The organism is Streptomyces sp. MCA2 (assembly GCF_023544705.1).
In the GTDB taxonomy this organism is placed as follows: Bacteria; Actinomycetota; Actinomycetes; order Streptomycetales; family Streptomycetaceae; genus Streptomyces; species Streptomyces decoyicus.
Genome location: NZ_JAMJFM010000065.1, coordinates 32,869 through 48,296, shown reverse-complemented (window position 1 = coordinate 48,296; position 15,428 = coordinate 32,869). Strand labels below are relative to the sequence as shown.

Below are 15,428 nucleotides of genomic sequence, written 5' to 3'. Positions count from 1 at the left end.
GGGCGAGTATCAGGCTCATCGCCTCGGCGCGCGTGGCGGCGTCACGCAGCTGGCCGCGCACGGCCGACGTCGTCGTCTTGGCACCGGGCTTGCGCACCCCGCGCATGGTCATGCACATGTGCTCGCACTCGATGACCACGATCACGCCGCGCGGCTCCAGGATCTCCATCAGCGAGTCCGCGATCTGCGTGGTCAGCCGCTCCTGGACCTGCGGACGCCGGGCGTACACATCGACCAGCCGGGCCAGCTTGGACAGGCCGGTGATCTTGCCGTCGGCGGACGGGATGTAGCCGACGTGTGCCACACCGACGAAGGGCACGAGGTGGTGCTCACAGCTGGAAACCAGCTCGATGTCCTTGACCAGCACCATTTCGTCATGGCCGAGGTCGAACGTGGTGGTGAGCACGTCCTCCGGCTTCTGCCACAGTCCGGCGAAGAACTCCTTGTACGCCCGTGCCACCCGCGCCGGCGTCTCCAGAAGGCCCTCGCGGTCCGGGTCCTCGCCCACCGCGATGAGCAGCTCGCGGACGGCGTTCTCGGCGCGCTTCTCGTCGAATGTCCCGATCTTGCCGTCGACGTCCAGCGTCACAGGGTCCGTCATGTGGTGCCTCGTTCCTTCTGCGCCCGCTCGAAATCGCGGTGGAATCGCGGAATGCCGCGCCCCCCAGGTTAAACCTGGGGGGCGCGGCATCTATTCCGGGGCCCGGGGCCTCGGGATCAGCTCTCGGGACGCTTGTCCTCGGGGGCTTCCGCCTTCTCCGTGGATACGGTGGCGGTCGTGGTCACCGAACCGTTGGCCGGAGCCAGCTCCCTCGGCGACAGCACCGGCGGGCGGCTGGAGGGCGTACGGCGCGAGGAGCCGGTCCACGCCGGGCGGGCCGGGCGCTTGACCACGTGCTTGAAGAGCTCGGCGATCTCCTCCTTGTTGAGGGTCTCCTTCTCCAGCAGCGTCAGCACCAGGTTGTCCAGCACATCGCGGTTCTCGACCAGGATCTCCCACGCCTCGTTGTGCGCGGTCTCGATGAGCCTCTTGACTTCCTCATCGACCAGCGCGGCGACCTCTTCCGAGTAGTCGCGCTGGTGACCCATCTCACGGCCCAGGAAGGGCTCGGAGTTGTCGGTGCCGAACTTGATCGCGCCGAGCCGCTCGGTCATGCCGTACTGCGTGACCATCGCGCGGGCCGTGGCGGTCGCCTTCTCGATGTCGTTCGCGGCGCCGGTGGTCGGGTCGTGGAAGACCAGCTCCTCCGCCGCACGCCCGCCCAGCATGTACGCCAGCTGGTCGAGCATCTCGTTGCGGGTGGTGGAGTACTTGTCCTCGTCGGGCAGGACCATGGTGTAGCCCAGGGCCCGGCCGCGGGACAAGATCGTGATCTTGTGGACCGGGTCGGAGTTCGGTGAGGCCGCCGCGACCAGGGCGTGTCCGCCCTCGTGGTACGCGGTGATCTTCTTCTCCTTCTCGGACATGATCCGGGTCCGCTTCTGCGGTCCGGCCACGACGCGGTCGATCGCCTCGTCCAGGAAGTGGTTGTTGATCAGCTTCTCGTCGCCCCGGGCCGTCAGCAGCGCGGCCTCGTTCAGGACGTTCGACAGATCGGCACCGGTGAAGCCGGGGGTGCGCTTGGCGACGGCCGAGAGGTCGACGTCCGAAGCGACCGGCTTGCCCTTCTGGTGGACCTTGAGGATTTCGAGACGGCCCTGGAGGTCCGGACGGTCGACGGCGATCTGCCGGTCGAAACGGCCGGGGCGCAGCAGCGCCGGGTCGAGGATGTCCGGACGGTTCGTGGCGGCGATCAGGATCACGCCGCCCTTCACGTCAAAGCCGTCCATCTCGACCAGGAGCTGGTTGAGGGTCTGCTCGCGCTCGTCGTGGCCACCGCCCAGGCCCGCACCGCGGTGCCGGCCGACGGCGTCGATCTCGTCGACGAAGACGATCGCCGGGGCGTTCGCCTTGGCCTGCTCGAAGAGGTCACGGACACGGGACGCACCGACACCGACGAACATCTCGACGAAGTCGGAGCCGGAGATCGAGTAGAACGGGACGCCCGCCTCGCCGGCGACGGCACGCGCCAGCAGCGTCTTGCCCGTTCCGGGCGGGCCGTACAGCAGCACGCCCTTGGGGATCTTGGCGCCGACGGCCTGGAACTTCGCCGGCTCCTGGAGGAACTCCTTGATCTCGTGGAGTTCCTCGACGGCCTCGTCCGACCCCGCGACGTCGGTGAACGTCGTCTTGGGGGTGTCCTTGGTGATCAGCTTCGCCTTCGACTTCCCGAAGTTCATCACCCGGGAGCCGCCGCCCTGCATCTGGTTCATCAGGAACAGGAAGACGACCACGATGAGGACGAAGGGAAGCAGCGAGAGCAGAACGTTGACGAACGGGTTCTGCTTCGACGGGGAGACGGTGTACCCGTCCTTGATCTCGCCGGTCTGGTACTTGGCCTGGAGGTTCTTGGCCACGTCGACGCCTTGGTCGCCGATGTAGCTCGCCTGGAGCTTGTTCGAGCCCTCAATCTTGTTGGAGCCCGACAGCTCGATCTTGATCTTGTTCTCGTCACCGGTCGTCAGCTCGGCGGATTTCACCTTGTTGTCAGCGATCGCCTTGACGACCTGACCGGTGTCCACCGTCTTGTAGCCGCCGGACGAGCCGACGACCTGCATCAACACGACCACGGCGAGGACGGCCAGCACGATCCACATGACCGGCCCACGGAAGTATCGCTTCACGTCCATCCATACGGAGCCGCTGAGGCCCCGTCCCTCCTGCCACAGTGAGGCACAACGCCCTTGGGAGGGCTGGTCGTGCGTACGGTGTATTACTGGCCCGAAAAAGAACTGCCTTCGGACGGTACCCCAGCATTGTCACCCGGCGCCTGCGCCGACGGTGAACATGCGGCCGAGGATTCCGTCCTCCCTGCTCCAACGGCGGAAGGCCCCGAAGGGTTCCCGCCGGCCCGCGACGGCAGGTCCGGGCCGCGCCCGGCCGCATCGGCCGGACGGGCACGGGGAGCGCCCTCAGCCGCCGTATACGTGCGGCGCGAGGGTACCGACGAACGGCAGATTGCGGTACTTCTCCGCGAAGTCGAGGCCGTACCCCACCACGAACTCGTTGGGGATGTCGAAGCCGATCCACTTCACGTCGATGGCGACCTTGGCCGCGTCCGGCTTGCGCAGCAGGGTGCAGACCTCCAGCGAGGCCGGCTCCCGCGAGCCGAGGTTCGACAGCAGCCACGACAGCGTCAGGCCGGAGTCGATGATGTCCTCGACGATCAGGACGTGCTTGCCCTTGATGTCGGTGTCGAGGTCCTTGAGGATGCGGACCACGCCGGAGGACTGGGTGCCCGCGCCGTACGACGACACGGCCATCCAGTCCATCGTGACGGGGGTGGACAGCGCGCGCGCCAGGTCCGCCATGACCATCACGGCGCCCTTGAGGACACCGACGATGAGCAGGTCCTTGCCCGCGTACTCCGCGTCGATCTTCGCGGCCAGCTCAGCCAGCTTCGCGTCGATCTCTTGCTTGCTGATGAGTACCGACTGAAGGTCGGAACCCATGTCCTTGTCGTCCACCCGTGCCACTCTCGCTCTGTTCGGTGTTCGCGTCAGTCGTGAGACTTCGGATGCGGGGCAGCGTCTGCGGCTCAGCCCTGCCGAATCACCAGTCTGCCACCCTGCCGTCGCACACCCACTCGCCCGGGGAGGTTGATGGCCCCCTGCCCCCTCCAGGCCGTGATCAGCCGGTCCACTTCCTCGATGTGGCGGGCGAAGAGCGAACCGGCCGGTGAGCCGGCGCCGATGACGGCCCGGCGCAGCACCCGGCGGCGCACCGCGGGGGGCAGCACGAACAGGGCGGCGATGTCGAGGGTTCCGGTGTCGTCGAGGACCGTGCCCTCCGCGTCGGCGGCCCAGGCGTCCAGGGCGTCGGCGTCGTCGCGGGAGAGCTGGGCGGTACGGGCGAGCGCCTCGACGACGCCCTTGCCGAGCGCCTTCTCCAGTGCGGGCAGCCCCTCGTGGCGGAGCCGTGAACGGGTGTAGGCGGGGTCGGTGTTGTGCGGGTCGTCCCAGACGGGCAGCGACTGGATCAGGCAGGCCTTGCGGGCGGTCTGGCGGTCCACGTCGAGGAAGGGCCGGCGGTAGCGGCCGTCCCTGCCGCTGGTCGCGGCCATCCCGGAGAGCGAGCGGGTCCCGGAGCCGCGGGCGAGACCGAGCAGCACCGTTTCCGCTTGGTCGTCGCGGGTGTGGCCGAGGAGGACCGCGGTGGCGCCGTGGCGCTCCGCGATGTCGTCGAGGGCGGCGTAACGGGCGTCGCGGGCGGCGGCTTCCGGCCCGCCCGACCCTCGCCCGCCACCACCCCGGTACGAGGCGCCGTGCGCCACCCTGTTCGGTTCGTTCACGTCGACGGCGACGACCTCGACGGGGTCCAGCCGCAGGCCCCGCAGCCGGAGGGCGACCTCGGCGGCGCGGAGGTCCGAGCCCTCCTGGAGGCCGTGGTCGATGGTGACGCCCCCGGCGCGGACCCCCAGCTTGGGGGCCTCGAAGGCGAGAGCGGAGGCGAGCGCCATCGAATCGGCGCCGCCGGAGCAGGCGACGAGCACGAGCGGGGGCTCGTGCCGGTCCTGGGTGCAGTGATGGGTGAGGACGTCGTGGAGTACGCGGCGGACCGCCAGGCGTATCGCGGCGACCGCTGGATGGGGACCCATGTCCGTTTCCAATCGTTCAGCTGGGGAGCCTCGGGCCGGTGAGGGCTTTCTCGTCACACAGAGTGCCTAGATGGTGACAGAGGCGAGCGGTTCCCCGAGCATTGCACGCCTATCCATCCGTATCGGTCCCTCAGACGGGTGATTGAAGGGGCGCTCTACTGCCACCCGGCGTGCCCAGCTCACGCCGTTCGCTTACGGTGCCCCGTCCGCCTTGCGGTGCACCCGTGCGATCCAGTCCGCCGGTTTGGCGATCTCTTGTTTGGTCGGGAGGGTGTTCGGCGACGTCCAGACGCGGTTGAAGCCGTTCATGCCGACCTCGTCGACGACCGCGCTGACGAACCGCTCGCCGTCGCGGTACTGCCGCAGCTTGGCGTCGAGGCCGAGCAGCTTGCGCAGCGCCTGGTCGAGCCGGCCCGCGCCGCTGGCCCGCCGCTTCTGGAACTTCTCGCGGATCTCGGCGACCGACGGCACGACGTCGGGCCCCACACCGTCCATCACGTAGTCGGCGTGCCCCTCCAGCAGGGACATCACCGCGGTCAGCCGGCCGAGGATCTCGCGCTGCGCGGGCGTCTGGACGAGATCGACGAGGGAGCGGCTGCCGTCCTCGCCCTCCTCGCCCACGGGCTTGGCGCCGGCCAGCGACTGGGCGGCCTCGCGCAGCCGCTCCAGGAGGGTGCCCGGGTCGATGTCCGTCTCGCCGAGGAAGGCCTGGATCTCGCCCTCGATGTGGTCCCGCAGCCACGGGACGGCGGTGAACTGGGTGCGGTGGGTCTCCTCATGGAGGCACACCCACAGCCGGAAGTCGTGCGGTTCCACCTCCAGCTCGCGCTCCACGTGCACGATGTTCGGCGCGACGAGCAGCAGCCGCCCGCCCTGAGCCGCGGCCGGCAGGTCCCGGGAGGCCGGTGCGAACGTCTCGTACTGGCCCAGGACACGGGAGGACAGGAACGACAGCAGCATGCCCAGCTCCACGCCGGTGACCTTGCCGCCCACCGCGCCGAGCACCGCGCCGCCGGGGGCCGCCGAGCGGCGGTCCTCCATCTTGGCCAGCAGCGGCTTGAGCACGGCCCGGAACCCGGCGACGTTCGCCTTGATCCAGCCGGGCCGGTCCACGACGAGGACCGGCGTGTCATGCGGCGCCTCGCCCGTCGCGTCGGGCTGTGCCATCCGCGTGAAGGCGCGGACATGGGCCTCGGAGGACTTGGCGTGCTTGCGCAGCTCGGCGACGATCGCGCGCGCCTCGTCCCGGCTCACCTCCGGCCCCGGCCGCACGAACCGGGTCGCGGTCGCGACCGCGAGATTCCAGTCGACCATCTCGGTCCCACCGATGCTCGTCATGAGTTCACCGTACGTGGGCGCTCCGCTATGGGGTAGCGGACCACGTTTTTGGCTCTGCCCACGTTGTCGGCTTTCCCGCCGTAGGGGTGTCTCGCCGTTGCGCCTGCGGCGGGCAGGGGCCGCTGCGCGGGGCTGTGGGTGCGGTGACGGGCCTCCCGTGAGTGGAGAAAGTGAACGTGGGTGGGGGTCGGGAGACGTCCATGGGTAGCTGCCCGGGTGCCTGGCGCCTTAGCGGCAGCCGCAATTGGCCACTGCCGAGGCGAGTTTGTCGAGGGCCTTCTGGGCGCCCTGGGGGTCGGTGGTGCCGGTGGTCATGAAGGAGAAGACGAGGAGCCGGCCGTCGGCGTCGACGACGGTGCCGGCCAGGGTGTTCACGCCGGTGAGGGTGCCGGTCTTGGCGCGTACGGCGCCGGCGCCGGCGCTCTGGCCCCGGTAGCGGTTGCTGAGGGTGCCGGTGAAGGCGGCCACCGGGAGGCCGGTGACGACGGGGCGCAGGGCGGGACGGTCGGGCGACGAGGCCTGGAGCAGGAGGCGGGAGAGCAGGGCGGCGGTGACCTTGTCGTCGCGGTCCAGGCCGCTGCCGTCCTCGAAGACGGCGCCGGACAGGGGCAGATGCTGCCGTTCGAGGGCGGCGCGGACGGCCTTTCCGGCGCCGGCGAAGCTGGCCGGCTGCCGCGAGCCCAGGGCGGTCTGGCGGGCCAGGGCCTCGGCGATGTCGTTGTCGCTGTAGGTGAGCATCCGCTCGACGAGCGCGGACAGCGGCAGCGAGTGGACGGCGGCGATCCGGTCGGCCTTCTTGGGGGCCTTGGCCCCGGCGGGGTCGCCGTCGACGGTGATGCCGCGCTGGTGGAGCAGCCCGGCGAAGGCGCGGGCCGCGGCGCGGGCCGGGTCGGTGTCGCGGGGGGCGGTGCCGTGGTCGGTGTCGTCGAGGCGCGCCTCGTCGGCCATCAGCGCGGTGACGGGGGCGATGTTCTCGTTCGGGCCGATGGGGTGTTCGGCGGGGCCCGAGTAGGCGCTGGTGTCGTAGCCGAGGCCGATCTTGGTGAGGTGGCGGTGCTTGAGGGCGCGGGCGGTGGCGTCGGCCAGGGTGCGCAGATTCGCGGGCTGTTCCTCGGCGCCCTTCCGCGGGGCGCGGGCGGTGAGGGTGGGGTCACCGCCGCCGACCAGGACGATGCGGTTCTTGCCGCCCATGACGACGGTGGTGTCGATGCGGTGGTCGGGTCCGCGTACGGAGAGCGCGGCGACGGCGGTGGCGAGCTTGACGGTGGAGGCGGGGGTGGCGGCCGTGCCCTGGTGCTCGCCGAAGACCTCGCGGCCGGCGGCGACGTCCAGGACGGAGGCCGTCCGCAGCGGGCCGAGCGCCGGGTCCTTCAGCAGCGGTGCGAGCGCGTCGGCCAGCCCGGCGCCGGTGGGTACGGGGGCGGCGCCACGGCCCGCGGAGCCGGGAGCGGTGGCGCCGAGCGCGGGCAGTACGGGGGGTGCGCTGGGCGCCGGCCCGGGGTCAGCGGCGTGATGCTCGCCACTGGCACCGTCCATCGAGCCCGCCTCCGTGCGCTCGGCCGTACGCTGACCCGAGTCCCACGGCCCGGCCGCCGCCACCGCGACGAGCGCGACCGCCAGACCGGTGGCTGCGGAGACCACCGTCAGCCGCCAGGTCTGCTGGGTATGGCGCGGTGTGGCCTCCCAGGCCTGCCGCGCGGCATCGACCGCGCTTCGCGCCGCCTCGACCGCTGTCTGCGCCGAGCGGACCGCAGCGCGCGTCGCCGCCCGCGCGGACCGCTCCGCCGACTGCCATCTGACCTGCCACTTTCCGGTCTCCGGCACCTCGGACCAGCCCCTTTCGCCACCACACACCTGCGTGGGGGACACTTAATCACCAGACGTATGTGTTGATCATGGAGGAGCCACCCGTGGAGTTCGACGTCACCATCGAGATCCCGAAGGGTTCGCGGAACAAGTACGAGGTGGACCACGAGACCGGTCGGATCCGCCTGGACCGTCGACTCTTCACCTCGACCAGCTACCCGGCGGACTACGGATTTGTCGAGAACACCCTGGGCGAGGACGGCGACCCGCTGGACGCCCTGGTCATCCTGGACGAGCCGACTTTCCCCGGCTGCCTCATCAAGTGCCGCGCCATCGGCATGTTCCGGATGACGGACGAGGCCGGCGGCGACGACAAGCTGCTGTGCGTGCCGGCGTCCGACCCGCGTGTGGAGCACCTGCGGGACATCCACCACGTGTCGGAGTTCGACCGCCTGGAGATCCAGCACTTCTTCGAGGTCTACAAGGACCTGGAGCCCGGTAAGTCCGTCGAGGGCGCCAACTGGGTCGGCCGCACCGAGGCCGAGGCCGAGATCGAGGCCTCGTACAAGCGCCTCGAGGCGCAGGGCGGCAAGCACTGACGCAGTCGTGCCGTCCCGGCGTGCGGCGGGGTTTTCCCGACCGCGGCGCGCCGGGATCTGCGGGCTGATTTTCGTACGCGAACGGGCGGCACCCAGTTGGGTTGCCGCCCGTCGTGCGTGTCGGGGCCCGGTGGCCGCCCAGAGCCTGTCGTTTGGAACAGGCTCTAGAAGCCGCGGGTGCGCTTGGCGGCGCGGCGGGCGCCGGCCTCCTCGATGCCGGGGGCCCGCAGGAACAACCGGGCGACCTCCGCGCCGAGGTTGACCCCCACCGCGATGGCCAGCGCCAGCGAGACGGCCTGGACCAGCGACGTGAGGCCCTGCGGCAGGTGCCCCTGGGCGAAGTTGAGCAGGCCGAAGTACGTGGCGCTACCGGGCAGCAGCGGGCCGATGGCCGCGGTGACGTACGGCAGCGCGGACGCATAGCGGTAGCGGGAGAGCAACTGGCCGAAGAGGCCGACCAGTCCGGCCGCGATCGCGGTGGCGGGCACGGCGTTCATCCCGGCGACGTAGGTGAGCGCGCCGTACACGACCCAGGCGACGCCACCGTTCAGGGTCGCAAACGCCACGGTGTGACGTTCCTGCTGGAGCAGCACGCAGAACGCCAGCGCCAGCAGCATGGCCGCCACGATCTGCACCAACGGCTCGTTGTAGTCCCCCAGCGACTGCTCGGGGTTGAGCCGCCGCAGGCCGGGGTTCAGCTGAAGACCGATGTAGAGCACGCTGAGCACGCCGACGACGATGCCGACGATGAGGTAGCCGACCTCCAGCAGACGGGCGGCGGCGGTGATGTAGTAGCCGGTCAGCCCGTCGTGGACGCCCGCGACCAGTGCCCGCCCCGGGATCAGCGCGAACAGCCCACCGGTGATCACCGCGGACGCCTGCACATTGAGGTGGGCCAGACCGAAGGCGACGCCCACCGCGGCGGGCGGCATCGCGGCGACCACGAACTGGTAGAACTCCGGCAGCCCGCGCGCGGACGCGAGCCAGGCCAGCCGGTCACCGAGCATCGAGCCCACCGCGGCCGCGACGAACACCAGCATCGTGCCGCCGACCAGCATGGAGGCGGCACCGGACAGCAGCCCGGAGGCCACCGTCAGCGCCCAGCTCGGGTACGGGTGGCGGTTACGGCGGATCTCGGCGAGGCCGCGGTAGGCCTCTTCGAGGGTGATGCCCTCGGAGGCGATCTCGTCGACGAGCCGGAAGACCGCGGACAGCCGGTTGTAGTCGACACCGCGGCGCCGGACCGTGCGGCTGGCCGTGACCGGGTCGTCGACCAGCGAGGGCTGGTAGGAGATCGACAGCAGGGTGAAGGTGACGGTCGGCTCGACGCGCTCCAGCCCGTAGGCGTGCGCGACGCCGAACATGGCCGCCTCGACGTCCTCGGCGCCCTCACCGCCGGCGAGCAGGATCTCGCCGATACGCAGGGTCAGGTCGAGTACGCGGGGTACGGCCGGACCGGTCTCGTCATCGGCCCGCTCCAGGCGCTCGGGGACCGGCCGCTCCCCCACCGGCATCCGGAGCATCGTCCGCATCCGGTCCTGCCAGGGAGCCTCTTTGGTGAGGCGGACGGCAGGGATGCCGTGCGGCGGGGTGAACGCGTAGCTCAGGGCGGTGGAGCCGGCGGGCATCGGCGTCTGGCCGGTGGTGCTGCTGGGCGGCGTGAACGCCGAGCCCTCCTGCTCGGCCGGGGTCTCCGGGCGCAGGCCGGAGGGCAGCGCGAACTCGGAGGTGGGGTGCTCGTCCTCGGGGAGCGGAGGGTAGGGCACGCCCAGCGGCGGGGTGAAGGCGCTGTGCGCCTCGTCCGGCTGGGGCTTGCGCTCCTCGGAACCGCTCTGGTCCGAGGCGCTGCTGCTGCCGCTCGCGCCCCGCTGGCCGCGCTGTGGGTCCGACGCCACGGGTCTTCGCTCTCCTCGTAAGCCTCCTGACGGATGACAAGGACACGATGCCTGATGGGGATGCACGGCGCGTGCTCGGGGGCGACGTTTTGGCTACCGGTCGCAAATGAGCGGCCGGGTGGCTCGCGGCCGGTGGTCAGCGCTTGGCGTGGCGGCCGCGGCGGGTGTCGGGGGCGGGGCCCTGGGGGCGGTCCGCGGGGTACGGCGGGGCGGACTGCTCCTTCTTCGCCTTGCCGCGGGCGCGGAGGTACTCGATGGCGATCGGCACGACGGAGATCAGCACGATCGCGACCAGGATCAGCTCGATGTGCTGGTGGACGAACGCGATGTTCCCCAGCGAGGCGCCCAGCAGCGTGACACCGGCGCCCCACAGCGCGCCGCCGATGAAGTTGAAGGTGATGAAGGAGCGGTAGTTCATCCGGCTCACGCCGGCGATGATCGGCGTGAAGGTCCGCACGATCGGTACGAAGCGGGCCAGGATCAGCGACTTGGGGCCGTGCTTCTCGAAGAACTCGTGCGCCTTCTCGACGTTCTCCTGCTTGAAGAGGCGGGAGTCGGGGCGCTTGAAGAGCGAGGGTCCGACCTTGCGGCCGAAGAGATAGCCCGCCTGGTCACCGAGGACGGCGGCCAGGACGATCAGGGAGCACACCAGCCACAGCGGCCGGTCCAGCTTGTTCGTCGTCACCAGCAGACCGGTGGTGAACAGCAGCGAGTCGCCCGGCAGGAAGAAGCCGATCAGCAGGCCGGACTCCGCGAAGACGATGACCAGGACGCCGATCAGGCCGAATGTCGCGATCAGATAGTCCGGGTCCAGCCACTGGGGGCCGAGCGCGAGAGTATTCACGGGGTGAAGGCTCCTGGGTCGAGGGCGCCGGATCGTGCGGTGCGACGAGCGAAGCGACGAGGGTGCAGGCGCGTGTGCGGCCCAAAACTATCAACGCCGGGTGACTCCCCTTGGTTCCAGGCGGGCTCCGGGGCCCGCATCCGGCCGGGGCCGGGCCGTACGGGCCGGGGGCGCGCTTCCCCGGCCCGTACGGATCACAGGTGGCGGACGGCGTTGGCCAGCATCGCGTCCCGCATGTAGACGGCGAGGCCCGGCCTGATGGCCTCGTAGGTGGCGGTGAACCGCTCGTCGGTGACGTACATCTCGCCGAGTCCGCTGTGCATCTCGTAGGGGCAGTCGTAGTACGTGCCGCTGATGAACCGGCGGTGCTCCTCCGCGACGTCCATGGCCGCCTCGGAGTCCGCCGGCACACCCTGTGCGAGCAGATCCGCCATCGCGCGGTGCAGGGCGTCGAACTCCGCCGTCAGCCGCTTCCAGTCGTCCTTGGTGTACGCGGCCGCCCTGCGCTGCGATTCCTTGTAGGCGTCCGTGCCGCCCCAGCGTTCCTCGGCCTCCGCGGCATACGCGTCGGGGTCGAAGTCCCCGAAGACCTCGAACTTCTCCTCCGGTGTGAGCCGTACGTTCATCCTGCGTGCCTCCATCGCGTGTTCGACGGCGGCGGCCATCTCCTGGAGTCTGCCGATCCGCCCGGTCAGCAGGTCGTGCTGGCGCCGCAGGTGTTCCTGCGGGTCGGCGTCCCGGTCGTCCAGGAGGGCCGCGACCTCTTCGAGCGGAAAACCGAGCTCCCGGTAGAAGAGGATCTGCTGGAGCCGGTCCAGGTCGTCCTCGCCGTAGCGCCGGTGACCTGCGTGGCTGCGCTCGCCGGGCAGCAACAGCCCGATCTCGTCGTAGTGGTGCAAGGTGCGCACCGTCACCCCGGCGAAGGCGGCGACCTGCCCTACCGAATAGCTCACTTCCGCTCCCTTCTCGGTACGCGCTCCACGATGTGTCCTCACGTCACGTGAGGTGCAAGTCCGCATCATGAAAAGCCGGTGAGGCGGCGGACGGGGGGATGAGATCCTGCCGCACATGCTGGGGATAACGGATCTGTCCACGTATCTGGTGGGGCTCGCGCTGATCATTCTGCTGCCGGGTCCCAACTCGCTGTACGTCGTTTCGGTGGCGGCCCGGCGCGGCCCGCGGGTGGCCTACCGGGCGGCGGCCGGAGTGCTGTGCGGTGACACGGTGCTGATGACGCTGTCGGCCGGCGGGGTGGCCTCGCTGCTCCAGACCAGCCCGGTGCTGTTCGCCGTCGTGAAGTTCGCCGGCGCGGGCTATCTGACGTGGCTGGCGGTCGGGATGCTGCGCGGCGCCTGGGCGCTTTGGCGCGGCCGGGAGGCGCGCAGGGCCGAGCGGCAGGACGGGGCGGCCGAGGCGCCGAAGGAGAGCGTGGAGCGGCCGTACCGCAGGGCGCTGGTGGTCAGCCTGCTCAACCCGAAGGCGATCCTGTTCTTCATCTCCTTCTTCGTGCAGTTCGTCGACCCGTCCTACGCCCACCCGGTGCTGTCGTTCCTGACGCTGGGCGCCTGGGCGCAGCTGTTCAGCTTCACGTACCTGTCGGTCCTGATCTTCAGCGGGACGTTCCTGGCGGCGACCTTCCGCCGCCGCAAGCGGCTGACGGCGGGGCTGTCCGCGGGCGCCGGTGCGGCGTTCCTCGGCTTCGCGGCGAAGCTGTCGCTGGCGAGCGCGGGCTGACCCGGCGCCGGGCGGGCCCGGCACCTTCGCGCGGACGCGGAAACGGGCGGGCGGCGGTCCTTCGGGACGGCCGCCCGCCCGTCGCCCATCCACTGGGTGAACCCTGGAGGCCACGTACCCCTTATGCCCTTATCGTCGGGTTCGAGGAGGTACGTCCATGCCCGTGCACGACGTGCATGTCGCCGTCATCTACTACTCGTCGACCGGCACCGTCGCCGAGCTCGCCCGGCGGATCGCGGACGCCGCCGAGCACGCGGGGGCCGACGTGCGGCTGCGCCGGACCGCGGAACTCGCCCCCCAGGCCGCGATCGACGCCAACCCGGCCTGGGCGGCGAACGCGGCGGCCACCGCGGACGTCCTGGAGGCCACCCACGAGGACATGCTCTGGGCGGACGCGGTGATCTTCGGGACCCCCACCCGCTTCGGCAATGTGACCTCGCAGCTCAAGCAGTACCTCGACACCCTGGGCGGCCTGTGGCAGCAGGGCAGACTGGCCGACAAGGTCTACAGCGGCTTCACCGCGAGCGCCACCCAGCACGGCGGCCAGGAGTCCACCCTGCTCGCGCTCTACCAGACCATCCACCATTTCGGCGGCATCCTCGTGGCACCGGGCTACACCGACCCGGCGAAGTTCCGCGACGGCAACCCCTACGGCACCTCCCACGTCGGCGGCCCGGACACCCCGCTCGACGAGGACGCGCGCACCGCCGCCCGCATCCAGGCGGAGCGCGTCGTGAAGTTCACGAAGGCCATCAAGCACGGTCTCTCACCGGCGAGTTGACGGGTAGTGGCGACAGATGACTCTGCACAAAGGCGCATCGGCATCCGACCGTAAGCACACCGAGCACCCGGTCAACCCCTTCTACGGCGAGGCCGACCCGGTCGCCGGTATGGAGACCGCGCCGCCGCGGCACACCCTGCCCGACGGCCCGGTCTCCCCGCACACGGCCTATCAGTTCGTCCACGACGAGCTGATGCTGGACGGCAACTCCCGGCTGAATCTGGCGACGTTCGTCACGACCTGGATGGAGCCGCAGGCCGGCGTCCTGATGGCGGAGTGCCGGGACAAGAACATGATCGACAAGGACGAGTACCCGCGCACGGCCGAACTGGAGAGGCGGTGTGTGGCGATGCTCGCCGACCTGTGGCACGCCCCCGATCCGTCGGCCACCATCGGCTGTTCCACCACCGGGTCGAGCGAGGCCTGCATGCTCGCCGGGATGGCCCTCAAGCGGCGCTGGATGCGGCGCAACAAGGACCGCTATCCGGGCGAGGCCGGGCCGAACCTCATCATGGGCGCCAACGTCCAGGTCTGCTGGGAGAAGTTCTGCAACTTCTGGGAGGTCGAGGCGCGCATGGTCCCGATGGAGGGCGACCGCTTCCATCTGGACGCGGCCTCCGCCGCCGGGCTGTGCGACGAGAACACCATCGGGGTGGTGGCGGTCCTCGGCTCGACCTTCGACGGATCGTACGAGCCGGTGGCCGGGATCTGCGCGGCGCTCGACGAGGTCCAGCAGCAGAAGGGCTGGGACATCCCGGTCCATGTGGACGGCGCGTCCGGCGCCATGATCGCTCCGTTCCTCGACCCGGAGCTGATCTGGGACTTCCGGCTGCCGCGGGTCGCCTCCATCAACACCTCGGGGCACAAGTACGGCCTGGTCTACCCGGGCGTCGGCTGGGCCCTGTGGCGCGATACGGACGCGCTGCCCGAGGAGCTGGTCTTCCGCGTCAACTACCTGGGCGGCGACATGCCGACCTTCGCGCTGAACTTCTCCCGGCCCGGCGCCCAGGTCGCCGCGCAGTACTACACCTTCATGCGGCTCGGCCGGTCCGGCTTCCGCGCCGTACAGCAGGCGACCCGCGACGTGGCCCGCTCGATGGCCGAACGGATCGGCGCGCTGGGCGATTTCCGGCTGCTGTCCCACGGCGACGAGCTGCCGGTCTTCGCCTTCACCACCGCGGACGACGTCACCGCCTTTGACGTCTTCGACGTCTCCCGGCGGATGCGGGAGCGCGGCTGGCTGATCCCCGCCTACACCTTCCCCCCGAAGCGCGAGGACCTGTCCGTCCTGCGGGTGGTCTGCCGCAACGGCTTCTCCCTGGACCTCGCCGATCTGTTCATGGCGGACCTGGAAGCGCTGCTGCCCGAATTCCGCGAACAGCCGGGCCCGTTGCAGCGCCCGGAGAACGTCGCGACGGCGTTCCACCACTAGGGGGTGTCCGCAAAGTCCCGTCGTCCGCCCGGAGGGCGGGGCTCGCGGCGTCTGGTGCGTGCGCTCGCAAGGCGGAGGGTCGTCCTCGTAGTGGGCCTACGTGGACGATCCCGACAACGCAGCGAGCGTGCGTGCCTGGGGGTACCTCCCAGCGTTAGCTGGGGGAGCGTCGCGAGCCAGGCGGGACTTTGCGGACACCCCCTAGGGGCGTCACCCCAGGGGACGCCCGTCGGCTCCGGCCGGAGGCGGCCGCCGCGTCCCCGGCACCCGCCCCCACGCCCGCCGCGACGCCCGCCGCACCA

13 protein-coding genes are annotated in these 15,428 nt (G+C 70.6%); 4 read left to right on the top strand and 9 right to left on the bottom strand.

The window, feature by feature from the left end; all coding sequences use genetic code 11:
• From folE to dacB, 6 genes are all read right to left on the bottom strand, one after another.
• Positions 1-601 (bottom strand): GTP cyclohydrolase I FolE (gene folE, locus M8I34_RS36145; RefSeq protein ID WP_250057040.1); only part of this gene is annotated, 601 nt, incomplete at its 3' end.
• Positions 602-717: 116 nt separating this feature from the next.
• On the bottom strand, positions 718-2,730 hold the full coding sequence (gene ftsH, locus M8I34_RS36140; protein ID WP_250057039.1) for an ATP-dependent zinc metalloprotease FtsH: 2,013 nt from the start codon (positions 2,728-2,730) through the stop codon (positions 718-720).
• A 282-nt stretch (positions 2,731-3,012) separates the two neighbouring features.
• The gene (gene hpt / locus M8I34_RS36135) at positions 3,013-3,552 is read right to left on the bottom strand and encodes a hypoxanthine phosphoribosyltransferase (protein WP_250057042.1); all 540 of its coding nucleotides are present in this window, start codon (positions 3,550-3,552) and stop codon (positions 3,013-3,015) included.
• 86 nt (positions 3,553-3,638) lie between these two features.
• The gene (gene tilS, locus M8I34_RS36130) at positions 3,639-4,697 is read right to left on the bottom strand and encodes a tRNA lysidine(34) synthetase TilS (RefSeq protein WP_030992033.1); all 1,059 of its coding nucleotides are present in this window, start codon (positions 4,695-4,697) and stop codon (positions 3,639-3,641) included.
• 192 nt (positions 4,698-4,889) lie between these two features.
• Complete coding sequence (locus M8I34_RS36125) at positions 4,890-6,035, bottom strand: zinc-dependent metalloprotease (protein WP_030992035.1); 1,146 nt, start codon at positions 6,033-6,035, stop codon at positions 4,890-4,892.
• 228 nt (positions 6,036-6,263) lie between these two features.
• Positions 6,264-7,859: a D-alanyl-D-alanine carboxypeptidase/D-alanyl-D-alanine-endopeptidase gene (gene dacB / locus M8I34_RS36120; protein ID WP_250057038.1), complete on the bottom strand. Its 1,596-nt coding sequence runs from the start codon at positions 7,857-7,859 to the stop codon at positions 6,264-6,266.
• A gap of 86 nt (positions 7,860-7,945) precedes the next feature.
• Between dacB and M8I34_RS36115 the strand changes: the two genes are divergently transcribed.
• Positions 7,946-8,440, top strand: a complete 495-nt coding sequence (locus M8I34_RS36115; RefSeq protein ID WP_030077125.1) for an inorganic diphosphatase — start codon at positions 7,946-7,948, stop codon at positions 8,438-8,440.
• Positions 8,441-8,604: 164 nt separating this feature from the next.
• Here the strand turns inward: M8I34_RS36115 and M8I34_RS36110 are convergent, their stop codons facing one another.
• From M8I34_RS36110 to M8I34_RS36100, 3 genes are all read right to left on the bottom strand, one after another.
• A complete protein-coding gene (locus M8I34_RS36110; RefSeq protein ID WP_250057037.1) occupies positions 8,605-10,335 on the bottom strand; it encodes a threonine/serine exporter family protein in 1,731 nt (576 codons plus the stop codon).
• A gap of 136 nt (positions 10,336-10,471) precedes the next feature.
• A complete protein-coding gene (locus M8I34_RS36105) occupies positions 10,472-11,179 on the bottom strand; it encodes a VTT domain-containing protein (RefSeq protein WP_250057035.1) in 708 nt (235 codons plus the stop codon).
• A 194-nt stretch (positions 11,180-11,373) separates the two neighbouring features.
• Complete coding sequence (locus M8I34_RS36100; RefSeq protein ID WP_250057033.1) at positions 11,374-12,132, bottom strand: MerR family transcriptional regulator; 759 nt, start codon at positions 12,130-12,132, stop codon at positions 11,374-11,376.
• Positions 12,133-12,247: 115 nt separating this feature from the next.
• Here M8I34_RS36100 and leuE point away from each other — a divergent pair, with 115 nt between their 5' ends.
• From leuE to M8I34_RS36085, 3 genes are all read left to right on the top strand, one after another.
• On the top strand, positions 12,248-12,913 hold the full coding sequence (gene leuE, locus M8I34_RS36095; protein ID WP_250057031.1) for a leucine efflux protein LeuE: 666 nt from the start codon (positions 12,248-12,250) through the stop codon (positions 12,911-12,913).
• Between the two features lie 157 nt (positions 12,914-13,070).
• Positions 13,071-13,694, top strand: a complete 624-nt coding sequence (gene wrbA / locus M8I34_RS36090) for an NAD(P)H:quinone oxidoreductase (RefSeq protein WP_250057029.1) — start codon at positions 13,071-13,073, stop codon at positions 13,692-13,694.
• A 16-nt stretch (positions 13,695-13,710) separates the two neighbouring features.
• Positions 13,711-15,126, top strand: coding sequence for a glutamate decarboxylase (locus M8I34_RS36085; protein ID WP_250057026.1), 1,416 nt, complete (start codon positions 13,711-13,713; stop codon positions 15,124-15,126).
• Positions 15,127-15,428: the final 302 nt, after the last annotated feature.

Bases quoted from the DNA above. Each gene is read 5' to 3' on its own strand.
- ftsH (WP_250057039.1), bottom strand. From the start codon at position 2,730: ATGGACGTGAAGCGATACTTCCGTGGGCCGGTCATGTGGATCGTGCTG.
- hpt (WP_250057042.1), bottom strand. From the start codon at position 3,552: ATGGGTTCCGACCTTCAGTCGGTACTCATCAGCAAGCAAGAGATCGAC.
- tilS (WP_030992033.1), bottom strand. From the start codon at position 4,697: ATGGGTCCCCATCCAGCGGTCGCCGCGATACGCCTGGCGGTCCGCCGC.
- M8I34_RS36125 (WP_030992035.1), bottom strand. From the start codon at position 6,035: ATGACGAGCATCGGTGGGACCGAGATGGTCGACTGGAATCTCGCGGTC.
- leuE (WP_250057031.1), top strand. From the start codon at position 12,248: ATGCTGGGGATAACGGATCTGTCCACGTATCTGGTGGGGCTCGCGCTG.
- wrbA (WP_250057029.1), top strand. From the start codon at position 13,071: ATGCCCGTGCACGACGTGCATGTCGCCGTCATCTACTACTCGTCGACC.
- M8I34_RS36085 (WP_250057026.1), top strand. From the start codon at position 13,711: ATGACTCTGCACAAAGGCGCATCGGCATCCGACCGTAAGCACACCGAG.